7 protein-coding genes are annotated in these 13,513 nt (G+C 65.2%); 4 read left to right on the forward strand and 3 right to left on the reverse strand.

From position 1 onward, the window contains the following. Positions 1–79: 79 nt before the first annotated feature. On the reverse strand, positions 80–3,928 hold the full coding sequence (gene putA / locus ADADO0_RS02390) for a trifunctional transcriptional regulator/proline dehydrogenase/L-glutamate gamma-semialdehyde dehydrogenase (RefSeq protein WP_511303484.1): 3,849 nt from the start codon (positions 3,926–3,928) through the stop codon (positions 80–82). Between the two features lie 232 nt (positions 3,929–4,160). Between putA and ADADO0_RS02395 the strand changes: the two genes are divergently transcribed. Further along, on the forward strand, positions 4,161–5,660 hold the full coding sequence (locus tag ADADO0_RS02395; protein ID WP_511303485.1) for a phosphomannomutase/phosphoglucomutase: 1,500 nt from the start codon (positions 4,161–4,163) through the stop codon (positions 5,658–5,660). 77 nt (positions 5,661–5,737) lie between these two features. Continuing rightward, positions 5,738–6,235, forward strand: a complete 498-nt coding sequence (locus ADADO0_RS02400; protein ID WP_511303519.1) for a prolyl-tRNA synthetase associated domain-containing protein — start codon at positions 5,738–5,740, stop codon at positions 6,233–6,235. A gap of 54 nt (positions 6,236–6,289) precedes the next feature. Here ADADO0_RS02400 and ADADO0_RS02405 read toward each other — a convergent pair whose 3' ends face one another. After that, the gene (locus ADADO0_RS02405; RefSeq protein ID WP_511303486.1) at positions 6,290–7,474 is read right to left on the reverse strand and encodes an FUSC family protein; all 1,185 of its coding nucleotides are present in this window, start codon (positions 7,472–7,474) and stop codon (positions 6,290–6,292) included. Between the two features lie 90 nt (positions 7,475–7,564). Between ADADO0_RS02405 and poxB the strand changes: the two genes are divergently transcribed. Both poxB and ADADO0_RS02415 read left to right on the forward strand, forming a co-directional pair. Continuing rightward, positions 7,565–9,292 carry a ubiquinone-dependent pyruvate dehydrogenase gene (gene poxB / locus ADADO0_RS02410; protein WP_511303487.1) on the forward strand — a complete coding sequence of 576 codons (1,728 nt, stop codon included), beginning with the start codon at positions 7,565–7,567 and terminating at the stop codon, positions 9,290–9,292. A gap of 30 nt (positions 9,293–9,322) precedes the next feature. Beyond that, a complete protein-coding gene (locus tag ADADO0_RS02415; RefSeq protein WP_511303488.1) occupies positions 9,323–11,854 on the forward strand; it encodes an AsmA family protein in 2,532 nt (843 codons plus the stop codon). Between the two features lie 60 nt (positions 11,855–11,914). Here the strand turns inward: ADADO0_RS02415 and ADADO0_RS02420 are convergent, their stop codons facing one another. After that, positions 11,915–13,186, reverse strand: a complete 1,272-nt coding sequence (locus tag ADADO0_RS02420) for a dicarboxylate/amino acid:cation symporter (protein ID WP_511303489.1) — start codon at positions 13,184–13,186, stop codon at positions 11,915–11,917. Positions 13,187–13,513 lie beyond the last annotated feature (327 nt).

Genomic DNA, 13,513 nt, shown 5'->3' on the forward strand with positions numbered 1-13,513 from the left:
CGGCCTCACAGCCCGCATCTGCGCCTTTCGTAGCACTCCCCCCACTGAAGTACCAGAGGCTGCGCCTCGCGCAGCACCTTTAACCGATGGCCATGAGGCTCGCATTTCCGCCCGCAGCGGCAGTGTTGGTGCTGACGACGCGTTCGTGCAGCAGCCATTCCAGGGGATACTCGACACCGGCTGCAAGTTCGCTTGAGGACAGCCCGTGCACCGCGATAATGGGACCCTCCCGCTCTGCCATGTCCTGGTCCAGCGCGAGCAATGCGTCGCTGTCGCCTTCGAACAGCACAGCGTCGAACGCCGCCGTCCCGAGCCCGCCCGGTGGCAGTCGCGAAATCCGCGCACTTAGCGCGGCCGGCAGCTTGTCGAGCAAGCCAAGAATCGCGGCCGGCGCCTGGACCAAAGCGCGATTTCCGGTGGAGAGCGCGGCGCCCACCTGGAGCGCAAGTCCGAGCCGTGTCGCGGCCAGGCACAGCACGGTGCCGCGCGCGTGGAGGGAATAGACATTGTCCTCGCCCACCGGCCCCGGCAGGAAAACCTCCTGCCCATCCAGCGCGCGCGCGGCCAGGGCAACGCACCGCGCTGAAGCGGACATCTCGCCGACCGCATCAAGTGCAGTGCTCCAGATCATCGCTCCCGCGTCCGGCGTACCCGAGCCCGGCGCGTACGCCGGGCGCACCGCGAGCAGACGGGACAGATAGAGCGGCCCGCCGGCCTTCGGGCCGGTGCCGGACAGGTTCTGCCCGCCGAACGGCTGCACGCCGACCACCGCGCCAATGATGTTGCGGTTGATATAGAGATTACCCGCCGCCAACCCTTCCGTGACTTCGGCAATGGTCTCGTCGATGCGGGTGTGCAGGCCGAAGGTCAGCCCGTAACCAGTGGCATTGATGGCGCGCAGCAGAGCGTCGCGGTCCGCGCGGCGGTAGCGCACCACATGGAGCACCGGGCCGAACACCTCCCGGGTCAGTTCGGAAATATCGGATATTTCGATCACGGTCGGCGCCACGAAGGTGCCGTGCCGGCATTCCTCCAGCAGCGGCGCCTGCTCCACCTTGCGGCCCTTGGCGCGCATCGCCTCGATATGACTGAGGATGCCGTCCCGCGCGCCGGTGCTGATCAGCGGGCCGACATCGGTGGAGAGCCGGGCGGGATTGCCCACGGTGAGTTCCGCAAGAGCGCCCCGCAGCATCGCAAGGGTGCGGTCCGCAGTCTCCTCTTGCAGGCAGAGGACGCGCAAGGCCGAACACCGCTGGCCGGCGGAATCGAAGGCCGAGGACAAAGTGTCCGCCACCACCTGCTCCGGCAATGCGGAGGAATCCACGATCAGCGCATTCTGACCGCCAGTCTCGGCGATCAACGGAATCGGCCGGCCGTCCGGCCCGAGGCGGGTGGCGAGTTGCCGGCGGATCAACCGCGCCACTTCGGTGGAGCCAGTGAACACAACCCCGCGCACGCCTTCCTGAGCCACCAGCGCGGCGCCGACCACACCATCGCCGGGCAGCAGGCTGAGCGCACCGGGCGGGACGCCGGCGGCCAGCAGGATATACACACCGGCGGCGGCGATCAGCGGTGTCTCCTCGGCCGGCTTGGCGATCACCGGATTGCCGGCGGCCAGGGCTGCGCTGACCTGCCCGATGAAGATGGAGAGCGGAAAATTCCAGGGGCTGATGCAAACCACCGGCCCGAGTGGTCGGTGCGTATCATTGTCGAAGCCTTCCGCGATGCCGGCATAGAAGCGCAGGAAGTCCACCGCCTCTCGCACTTCACCCACGGCGTTGGGCAGCGACTTTCCGGCTTCGCGCACGATCAGGCCGAGCAGGTCGGGCATGCGCCCTTCCATGATATCGGCGGCGCGGCGCAGGCAATCCGCGCGCTCAGATGGAGGCGTGGCGGACCATGCGGTCCCCAGCGTTTCGGCCTCCTTCACCGCGCGGGCCGCAAGCACCGGATCAGCTTCCACAACGCGGCCGACCTCATCGCGCAGGTCGGCGGGGTTGCGCACCGCCCGCGCCTCTCCATCCAGGCGCCCTTCGGCGAGGACGGGGGCCGCCAGCGGCAGGGCTTGCGCCCCGGCAAGCAGAGAGACCGCGAGCGAGGCGAGACGCTGTTCGTTGGAAAAATCGAAGCCTTGGGAATTGGCCCGCCCATCGGGGAAAAGGTTGCGCGGCAAGGCGATACGCGAATGCGGCGCGCCGACCGGCTGGATCGCCGCAGCCTGTGCCACCGGGTCGGCAACCAATTCGTCGAGCGGGAAAGAGGCATCGGCGATGCGGTGGACGAAGGAGGCATTCGCGCCGTTTTCCAGCAGGCGCCGCACCAGATAGGCGAGCAGCGTCTCGTGAGTGCCGACCGGGGCATAGATGCGGCACGGGCGGTTCAGTTTCTCGCGACCCACCACCTCCTCGTAGAGCGGCTCACCCATGCCATGCAGGCACTGGAATTCATACTGGCCGGGATAATAGTCCGGCCCCGCCATGGACATGATGGCGGAGAGGGTCTGCGCATTGTGGGTGGCGAACTGCGGAAACACCGCGTCCGGCGCCGCGAGCAGCCGCCGGGCACAGGCAAGATACGCCACATCGGTGTGGATCTTGCGGGTGTAGACCGGGAAACCCTCCAGCCCATCGACCTGCGCACGCTTGATCTCCGCGTCCCAATAGGCGCCCTTCACGAGGCGCACCATGAAACGCCGGCGGGCGCGGCGGGCGAGGTCGATCACGAAGTCGATCACGAAAGGCGCCCGCTTCTGGTAGCCCTGGATGACGAAGCCGAGGCCGTTCCAGTCACCAAGATCCGGGTCGAGCGCCAATGCCTCCAGTACGTCGAGCGAGATGTCGAGGCGATCGGCCTCTTCGGCATCGATGTTGAGGGCGATATCGTAGCTCTTGGCGATGCGCGCGAGCGCGGCCGCCCGAGGCAACAGTTCGCCCATGACCCGTTCGCGTTGCGCCCGCTGGTAGCGTGGGTGGAGCGCGGACAGCTTGATAGAGATGCCTGGCCCTTCGTAGATGCCGCGCTTGCCTGAGGCCTTGCCGATGGCATGGGCGGCTTGCTCATAGGCGGCGAAATATCGCTCCGCGTCGGCGGCGGTGGTGGCCGCCTCCCCCAGCATGTCATATGAATAGCGGAAGCCCTTCGCCTCGGTGCGGCGGGCATTAGCCAATGCCTCGGTGATGGTCTGGCCGGTCACGAACTGCTCGCCCATCATACGCATGGCGATATCGACGCCGGCGCGGATCACCGGCTCTCCGCCGCGCCCCAGCAGCCGGGTCAGTGCTGTGGTGAGGCCGCTTTCGCTGGCTGTTGTGGTCAGTGCCCCCGTCACCACCAGCCCCCAGGTGGCGGCGTTGACGAACAGCGAGCGGCTATTGCCGAGGTGGGCGTGCCAATCGCCCCGGCCGATCTTGTCGCGGATCAGCGCGTCGCGGGTCGCCCGGTCGGGGATGCGCAGCAGCGCCTCGGCGAGGCACATAAGCGCCACGCCTTCCTGGCTGGACAGATCGTATTCATGGATCAACGCCTCGACCGCGCCGCGCCCGGATTTTTCCCTAACCGCCGCAGCCAAGGCGCGCGCGCGCGCAGTTGCCTGTGGCGGCGCTAACCCCGCTTCGGCGATCAGCCGGGGCAAACACTCTTCCTCGGGCGTGCGGTAGGCGGAGGTGATGCGAGCGCGCAGAACGGTTTCCGGCGTCACGCCGCGCGCGAAATCCAGGAACGGACTGGGACTGGCGAGACCCGCGAGCGCATCGGAAAGGCTCGCATCTTGCGCCGAAAGATCAGTGGCCGTCCCCGATTCCAGGCCATCGAGCATGGTTGCGATCGCCTGCTTCACCAGCCAATGAGGCGTGCGGCCATGCCGTTCCGCCGCCAGCCGGAGCCGTTCACGAAGTGCGTCGTCGACCTTGATACCGATGGTGGTTGACATGAGCGAGGCTCCAGTTGCCCAACCTTAACAAAAGAGCGCAACCGCGAAAGCGAAAAAGCGCAACCCGATTTCGAGTGTTTGGAGCGGAACATTTCCCCGCGCGCCGGCATTGTGGCAAAGTCCCAGGTAAAATGGCGTAGAGCTTGGTCTTTGCCGCGTGTTGCGTGCCGCAATTCCATGCTATCGGGCTCACGCAGAGGTTCAGACATCCCGCCCAGCGGAGAGGCCGTTCATGTTCCCGACGCCGAAACCATCTTTGACGCCAAATACTTACGCCTACGAATCCGAGCCCATGGTGAAGCCGACGGGCTTCCGGGAGTATGATGCCCGCTGGCTGTTCCAGAAGGAAATCAACCTGATGGGCATCCAGGCGCTGGGCATGGGGCTCGGCACCTTGATGTACGAGATGGGCGTGCGGCCTGAAATCGTTACTGGCCACGACTTCCGTGGTTACTCGTCCTCAATCAAATATGCCCTCGTCTCCGGCCTGATGGCGGCGGGGGTGAAGGTGCATGACATCGGCCTTGCCATGTCACCGATGGCCTATTTCGCCCAGTTCGCGCTGGATGTGCCGGCGGTGGCGATGGTGACGGCGTCGCATAATGACAACGGCTGGACCGGTGTGAAGATGGGCGTAAATCGTCCGCTCACCTTTGGCCCTGACGAGATGACCCGGCTGAAAGACATCGTACTTGGTGCGAAGTTCGATCTGAAGGGCGGCGGGGCTTATGTATTTGAAGAGAATTTCCCGGAGGTCTATATTAAAGACCTCACCAGCCGGGCCAAGCTGAAGCATCCGATCAAGGCCGTGGTTGCTTGCGGCAACGGCACGGCTGGCGCGTTTGCACCGCGTATTCTGGAGGCGCTGGGCGTCGAGGTGGTGCCGCTCGATGTCGAGCTGGACCATTCCTTCCCCAAATATAACCCAAATCCGGAAGACATGGAGATGCTCCATGCCATGCGGGACGCGGTGCTGGAGAGCAAGGCGGACGTCGCTTTGGGCTTCGACGGCGACGGCGACCGTTGCGGCGTTGTGGATAATGAGGGCGAAGAAATCTTCGCGGACAAGATGGGCGTGATGTTGGCGCGTGATCTCGCTCAGATTTATCCCAACTCGACATTCGTCGTGGACGTAAAGTCCACAGGCTTGTTCGCAACCGACCCTGAACTCATCAAGCTCGGCGTGAAGGCGGACTATTGGAAAACCGGCCATTCCTACATGAAGCGCCGGGTCCACGAGACCGGCGCCCTGGTGGGCTTCGAGAAATCCGGCCATTACTTCTTCAACAAGCCCATCGGTCGCGGCTATGACGACGGCCTCGTCTCGGCCATCGCCGTGCTCGACATGCTGGACCGCAATCCCGGCAAGAAGCTCTCCGAGCTGCGGCTGGCATTGCCCAAGACCTGGTCCTCGCCCACCATGTCGCCCCACTGCGCCGACGAAGCAAAATATGGCATCGTCGCTGATGTGGTGAAGCATTTCGAGGCGATGCAGAAGAACGGCGAGAAGGTCACAGGCCAGAACATCCGCGACCTCGTCACGGTGAACGGCGTGCGCGTCACCACGGAAGACGGCTCCTGGGGTCTGGTGCGAGCCTCCTCGAACAAGCCCGAACTTGTCGTCGTGGTGGAAAGCCCGGTTTCGGAAGCGCGCATGCGCGAAATGTTCAAGGCGATGGACGATGTTCTGCGTACCCACCCGGAAGTGGGCGAGTACAATCAAAAGATCTGACGCGCAGTTACGCTGCCTGCCTTCTCGAAATATTACCCGGGAAGGCAGGCAGACATCACGCTATGCCAATGGGTTCCATGTCCTTTATTCCCGACACGCTGCTGGCCTTCCTCGCCGAACAGGGCATCGAGGCCACAACCCATTCGCATCCCCCGCTTCACACCGTTGCGGAATCACGCGAATTGCGTGGCGCTATTCCCGGTGCGCACACTAAGAACCTGTTTCTGCGGGATTCCAAAAAGACGTACTTCCTCGTCACAATTGAGGAAGACACGCCGGTAGATCTCAAAGCATTGCGAGCCAAGATCGGCGCGCGCGGTGGCCTATCGTTCGGCTCTCCTGAAGCACTTTATGAGAAACTCGGCGTATTGCCTGGAGCGGTTACGCTCCTTGCGGCGGCGAATGACCCGCACCAACATGTCGTCATCGCCATCGACGAGGCGCTTCTGAAGGCGCCTTTCGTCAATTGCCACCCGCTCACCAATGAGAAAACCACCACCCTGACGCCGGAGGCGCTGCTCCGTTTTCTCGACGTCACAGGTCATAAACCCCTGTTGATCTGCCTCGACGAATAGGTAGATCGACACGCACGTCGATGGCTTGAAGCGGTTGAAGGTCTACTCTGCCTTTTAGACCGCCTTCTCATGAGCCAGCCGATGCTCCTCGACCGCCTCGGTGATGCGCCGGCGCACCGGCCAGGTGACGAAGCCCACTGCCATCACCAAGCAGATGCCGCCGGCGATGCCCCACATGCGGGCATAGGCCTCCGCCGGATCGAGATGGGGTATCGGCTCCTGCACCACGATCAGCAGGAAGGCGATGCTGGCCTGGACGCCGGTATAAGCGATGATGCTTCCGCCGTGGCAGACCTGGGTGAAGATCAGCAGCCCGGCTATGAGGAACAGCAACCAGGGCAGGAAGCCGAGGCCCGGCAGCAGCGCCACGCCGATGAGGCCGAGGGCGGCGCCGATGGCGCAGCCGATGCAGCGGTTGAGCGACTTCCAGCCGATCCCCTCGCGCGCGGCGCTCACCACGATGAAGGCGGTGATCGGCGTCTGGCTCTGGCCCGGCAGGTTGAAGGTGGTCCAGATCACCGGCACCAGGGTCACGGCGATGCCCACCGTCAGGGCATGGCCGATGAACACCGGGTCCACCGGGCCGATCAGCGGCTTCGGCGGCTTGTTCGATGGCTGGCGGCGCGAGGTGATGTGATCCACCAGCATGGCGACGGCAACGCCCACCAGAACCTCGGCGCCGCGCATTAGAATGGTGGTTATGACAGGCTCGGTGGAGGACATGGCGTGATAGGTCATGAGGGGAACCGTGAAGCCCACCATGACGAAGGCGTAGCTGTAGCGGCTGACCGCCTGGGCATAGACCGCGAATGCGCTGACGAGGCCGGTCGCCACATAGACCAGCGGGGCGTATTTCCCGTCAAGCATGATGGCGTAGGAGAGCAGCCCGCCCAGCGCCGTGCCGGCGATGCGCTCCACCCCGCGCCGCAGCGTCGCGCTTTTGTCGTTCTGGAACACCCGAAGCACGCTGATGGCGGCCCACACCGGCATCTCAAGCCCGAGCGCGTGGGAAATCAGGATGGCGACCACGATGCCGAAGGTCACGCGGGCCGCCGCAAGCGCCCGTTCGCCCCGGATGCTGAAAACCTTCAGGTCCGCCCAGATCGAGGTTTCATAGCGTTCCACCGCCTGGAGCGGGCCCTCCAGGAGATCGGCGGCCCCTTCGAGCGCGGCCTCCTCAAGCTCCTCAAGGCTTTCGCCCCTAACCTTGCCCTGGCCGGCCCCCGCCTTCGACCCCATGCCATAATTCCTTTCGCATCAAAGCGATGATGCCGCGCGCCGTGCTCTCATGCTATCGATTTACCGAAGACGCACGATGGGAGATGCGCGATGGCTCCGAGGGTTGCAGACGTAATGGCACGCACGCTGGCTTCGGCGGGCGTGGAGCGGGTCTGGGGCGTCGTCGGCGACAGCCTCAACGGCTTCACCGACGCGCTGCGCGCGACCCCCACGGTGAAGTGGATGCATGTGCGCCACGAGGAGGTGGCCGCCTTCGCCGCCGGTGCCGAGGCCCAGCTCACCGGCAAGCTCGCGGTGTGCGCCGGAAGCTGCGGTCCGGGCAATCTTCATCTCATCAACGGCCTGTTCGACTGCCATCGGACTCGCACGCCGGTGCTCGCCATCGCCGCGCATATCCCGAGCCCGGAAATCGGCTCCGGCTATTTCCAGGAAACCCACCCGGAAAACCTGTTCCGGGAGTGCTCCCATTATTGCGAGCTGGTCTCCAGCGTCGAGCAGATGCCGCGCGTGATGGAAATCGCCATGCGCACGGCGATCCAGAAGCAGGGCGTCGCCGTTGTGGTGATACCCGGCGACGTGGCGCTGCGCGCGGCGGTGGGGCCGACCAGTGGAGCGTTCACGCCCATCGCCCTGCCCTCCATCGTTCCGCCCGATGCGGAAATCACCAAGCTCGCCGCCATGCTGGAGGGCGCGCAGCGCATCACCCTGCTGTGCGGCGCGGGCTGCGCCGGCGCCCATGACGAGGTGGTGGCGCTGGCGGAAGCCCTGAAGGCACCCATCGTCCACACCCTTCGCGGCAAGGAGCATGTGGAGTGGGAGAACCCTTATGATGTCGGCATGACCGGCTTCATCGGCTTCGCCTCCGGCTATCACGCCATGCGCGAGGCGGACCTGCTGCTGATGGTGGGCACCGATTTCCCCTATCGCCAATTCTATCCCACCGAGGCGCGGGTGGCGCAGATCGACATCCGGGCGGAGAATCTCGGCAAGCGCACGTCGCGGCTCGACCTTGGCCTGGTGGGGGATGTGAAGCTCACTGTGGCGGCGCTGCTGAAGCAGCTGAAGCCGCGTACAGACCGCCGCTTCCTCGACGCCACGCAGAAGCATTATGTCGAATCGCGCCGCGATCTCGACGCGCTGGCGGTGGGCAAGAAGGGCGACAAGACGATCCACCCGCAATATCTCGCCAAGATCATCGACGAGGTGGCAGCGCAGGATGCCGTGTTCACCTGTGACGTCGGCGAGACCACGGTGTGGGCCGCGCGATATCTGCAAATGAACGGCCAGCGGTCACTGATCGGCTCGCTGATCCACGGCTCGATGGCCAATGCCCTGCCCCAGGCGCTCGGTGCCCAGGGGGCCTATCCCGGCCGCCAGATCATCTCCATGTCGGGAGATGGCGGATTCACAATGCTGATGGGCGATATCATCTCGCTGCGCCAGCTTGGCCTGCCGGTGAAGATCGTGGTGTTCAACAACGGCCTGCTCGGCTTCGTCGACATGGAAATGAAGGCGGCCGGCTTCCTCAACGTGGGCACCGACCTCCAGAACCCCGACTTCGCCGCCATGGCGAACGCGATCGGTATCCTCGGCATCCGGGTGGAGGACCCCAGCGACGTGAAGGGGGCATTGGAGCGCGCGTTCGCTCATGATGGTCCCGCGCTGGTGGATGTCGTGACCGATAAGATGGAACTGGTGATGCCGCCCGCCATTAAGGCGGAGCAGGCCATCGGCTTCTCTCTCTATGCCGCGCGCGCCATCATCAACGGGCGGGGCGACGAATTGCTGGAACTTGCGAAAAGCAATCTCTTCCGCTGATCACCGCCCGATCTCACCGAAAGGATCGTAATGCGCCGTTGGGCATTGATGGGGGCCGCCGGCGCATTGGGCGTGCTGGGTGTCGCGGTTGCGACATTCCTGGCGTTCGCGCTTCTGCCGCTCGGCGCGCCGCTGCGGCATCGCATCGCCGAGACCGCCCTCACCCATTATTGGGGCGAGCCCGTCACCGTGGAAGGCGCGGTGACGGTGCAGGTCTGGCCGAGGCCCGCGCTTCAGCTTGAGAATGTCACCTCGACCACGGACGGCAAAGCGCCGGTGCACATCGGCATGCTGCGGGTGCTGATCGCCGACTGGCACAGGCTGCCGTTCGAACCGGTGGTGTTCGCGCTCATGATCGAGCGCGGGCGGTTCGAGTTTCCCTTGGTCGGGACGGCCGATGCCGCGCCGGGGACGCTGCTCTCCTCCCCCGTCGCCTTGTTCTCCCTGCTGCCGCGCCTGCGGGTGGAGGATGTGGTCTTCAATTTCGCCGATGTTGAGGACGGCTGGGAATTCACCTTCGAGGTGCAGAAGGTGTTCAGCCGGCTGCGCGACGGCGTTGAATATATGGACGCCACGGCGACGCTGAACGGCACGCCGGTGACCCTCGCCTTCCAGTTCGACCGGGAGCCACACATCTTGGTGCCTGGAACGCTGCCCTACGGCGCCGTCATGACGCTCGGGGCGGCGGGACTGACCAGCACGCTCAAGACCCGCTCCGCGACGCCCACGTTCGACGAAAACCTCTCAATGGCGCTGACGGTCCAGGCCACCTCCATCGCCGACCTGCTGGCGCTGGCGGGCATCGCCCGCTCGGTGGACGGTACCGCCAATTTGCGCGCGCAATTGTTCGCGCAGCCGGACGTGCTGGCGATGCGCGGACTTGCGCTCGACCTTGATTTCACCGACGGCAAGCGCGTTGCCGTGACCGGGGGCATCGCCGACCTCCAGCGAGCGACCGGGGTCGACCTCAACGTGGTGATGGACGTGGACCCGGCGGCCAAGCCGGCGGTCTCGCCGCGCGACATCACCATCACCCGGATTTCCGGCAACCTTCAGGACGGTCGTCGTGGCCTGATGCTGGCCGGCGCCACGGTGGCGACCAATGCGTTTTCGCAGAATCTGAAGGAGATCGGCCCGATCGAGGTGGCGGCGATCCGGCGCGACCAGAGCGGGCGCGTGGCGTTCTACGGCATCACCGTCCAGGCCGGACCGCTGGATAAGCCGGTGTTCCGCCTGAAGGGCAACGTGAAGGATGTGCTCGACCTCAGGGGCATCACCCTGTCGGGCGATTTCGACATTCCGCTCGACGATGTGCTCGCGGCGCCCGACGCCACCGGCCCGCTGCTCGGGCGCCTCGCCGGCTCGGCGACCTTATCGGATGCGAATGGCGACCTGGAGCTGGAGCGCCTGACGGCGGAACTCACGGGCGGCAAGATCATTTCTGGCACGGTCAATCTGGACCCGCGCCCGCCTGTCGCGGCCGGCGCGAAGGTTCCGGGCACCGTGATCGACCTCGACTTCACTGTGCCCAAAGTCTCGGCGCTCACGGCGGCGCTGGGTTCGAACTCTGCGTTCGATGGTCCGCTCAGCTTCGACGGCCAGATCACGCGGACCGATGACAGCGTTGCCTCCCGCGGGCGGCTCACCATCGGCACGACACGGGTGGACGGCGACCTGCGCGCCGTGCTGCGCGACGAGCGGCCCTTCATCAGCGGCAAGCTCACCTCTCCGGTGATCCGTGTGGATGAACTCTCGCCCCTGCTCAACGGCACCCCGCCGCCGCGCCTCAAGATCGTCGGCGCGCAGGAGCCTGAGGGGGGCAGCCAACTGGACCTGGTCGGGTCCTCCGACCTCGACATCGAGATCACGGCGGACCGGATCGAGGGCGGGGGAAACTCCGGCAATGGACTGAGCGCGCGGCTGCGGCTCGACCATGGCAGCTTCCGCGCCGATCCGGTGAGCGTGAATTTCGGCGGCGGACACATCCGTGCCGCCGTCACCAGCCAGGACGGGTCCCGTCTCGCCGCCAAGGGCACCGGCGAGGGCTGGCCGCTGGGACCCATGTTCAAGGGCGCGGGCGGCATGCGCATCACCGGTACGGCGGGCCTTTCGTTCGACCTCTCGGTCAATCTCGATACCAAGGGCAACCTGCTCCAGACCCTGAACGGCAGCATCGTCGCGCGGGTGCGGAACGGCAGCCTGGGCACCGGGCTGCTCGACCTTGCCGGCCTCGGCCTGCTGGGCGGCCTGTTCAACCCCGCGGTGATGAAGGGCGAGAGCGTACTGCGCTGCGTGCGGGTGCCGCTGCGCTTCAGCGACGGGGTGGGCCGCACCGATCCGGCCATCGTCGCCGAGACCGAGAATATCGAGGCGGTGGCGCGCGGCACCCTCAACCTCGCGAGCAACAGCGTGAACCTCATGGTTGTGCCGCGCCCCTTGAACGGGGGGCTCTGGTCGGTGGGCTATCCCTTCACCGTCAAGGGCCAGCTGGATGCCCCGAGCATCGCAGTGGTCTCCAGCGGCGACACCAACACACGCGGCATCGCGAAGTGCGCGGAGTAGGCTGAACGCAAAAGGGCGGGTCGTGACCGACCCGCCCCCGCATAATCTCAGGATGTTGTCTCACGCAGCGATGGGGATATCCTCATCTTCTTCGTCTTCGTCATAGCCCCGGTCCACGTCCTCGCCTTCCCACTTCGCGACCACGGTGGTGGCGATGCCGTTGCCGATGACGTTGGTGGCCGAGCGGCCCATGTCGAGGAACTGGTCGACGCCGAGCACCAGGAGCAGGCCGGCGGCGGGCAGATGGAACATATCCAGCGTCGCCGCGACCACCACCAGCGAGCCGCGGGGCACCGCGCCCATGCCCTTGCTGGTGATCATCAGCGCGAGGAGCATGACGATCTGCTGGCCCCAGCTCATCTCGATCCCGTAGGCCTGCGCGATGAACAAGGTCGCGAAGGTGCAATACATCATCGAGCCGTCGAGATTGAACGAGTACCCGAGCGGCAAGACGAACGAGACGATCTTCTCGCTCACCGGCACCCGTTCGAGCTGCCGCATCATCGAGGGATAGGCGGCCTCGCTCGACGCGGTGGTGAAGGCCACCACGAACGGCGCGCGCACCAGCGACAGCACCCGCAGCGCGGTCTTGCCGAGAATGAGATAGCCCACTCCGAACATCGCCAGCCAGAGGATGACCAGGCTGAGATAGAACGAGGCGATGTACTTGCCATAGGTGAGCAGGATGCCCGGCCCATGCTCGGTCACGATGGCGGCGATGGCGGAGAACACCGCGAACGGCGCCAGCGACATCACATAGCCCGTCACCTTGAGGATGACGTGCGACCCCTCCTCGATCAGACCCACCAGAACCTTGGCCCGGTGCCCCACGGAGGCGGCGGCGAGACCGAACAGGATCGAGAAGATGACGATCTGGAGCACTTCATTGTTCGCGAGCGCGCCCACCGCGCTGTTGGGGATCGCGTGCTTGATGAAGTCGTTGAGCGAGAACGAGCCGGTCTGGATGCCGGTCGCGGCGCCCGCGACAGGCAGCGGCATGTTCAGGCTGGCGCCGGGCTTGAGGATGTTCACCATGATCATGCCGATCAGCAGCGAACACAGCGACGCGCTGACGAACCACACCATCGCCTTGCCGCCGACGCGGCCGATGGTCTTCATGTCGCCCATATGGGCGACGCCGGCCACCAGCGAGGTGAACACGAGCGGGCCAATGATCATCTTCACCAGACGCAGGAAGATTTCGGTGATGAGGGAGATGTTGTCGGCGACCTCGGTCGCCCGCGCCGGGGTGAGGGTATTGTTCAGGATGTAGCCGATGACGACCCCGAGTATCAGCGCAATAACGATATACAGCGTGAGTTTGTGCTTCACTTGTTCCCCCGTCTCTCGGCCGGGGCGCAAACAGGCTCCCGACCCGACGGTTGTGAGGCGCCTCTGACGCCTGGCCCCCGCCATCGCGCCAGCCTTGCATCTTGTCAGAAATGTGTCGAGCGCCTGTTGTGGGCAAAGCCGCCCCCGAATGCGGAATAATCGGGCAGTCGCGGTTCTTACTGCGATACTTCTCAGCGGCTTAGCTTCAGTATTCCTTTAACGACAATGGCCTTACGGCATGGACGCGGGAGCGTGCGGCGGCTAATATCGGCGCCCAATCAGGCAGACGTTGCGGGCTCATCATTGGCCGGAGACACCCCTCGGCGC

It is taken from the genome of Aquabacter sp. (genome assembly GCF_965279295.1).
Classification (GTDB): Bacteria; Pseudomonadota; Alphaproteobacteria; order Rhizobiales; family Xanthobacteraceae; genus Aquabacter.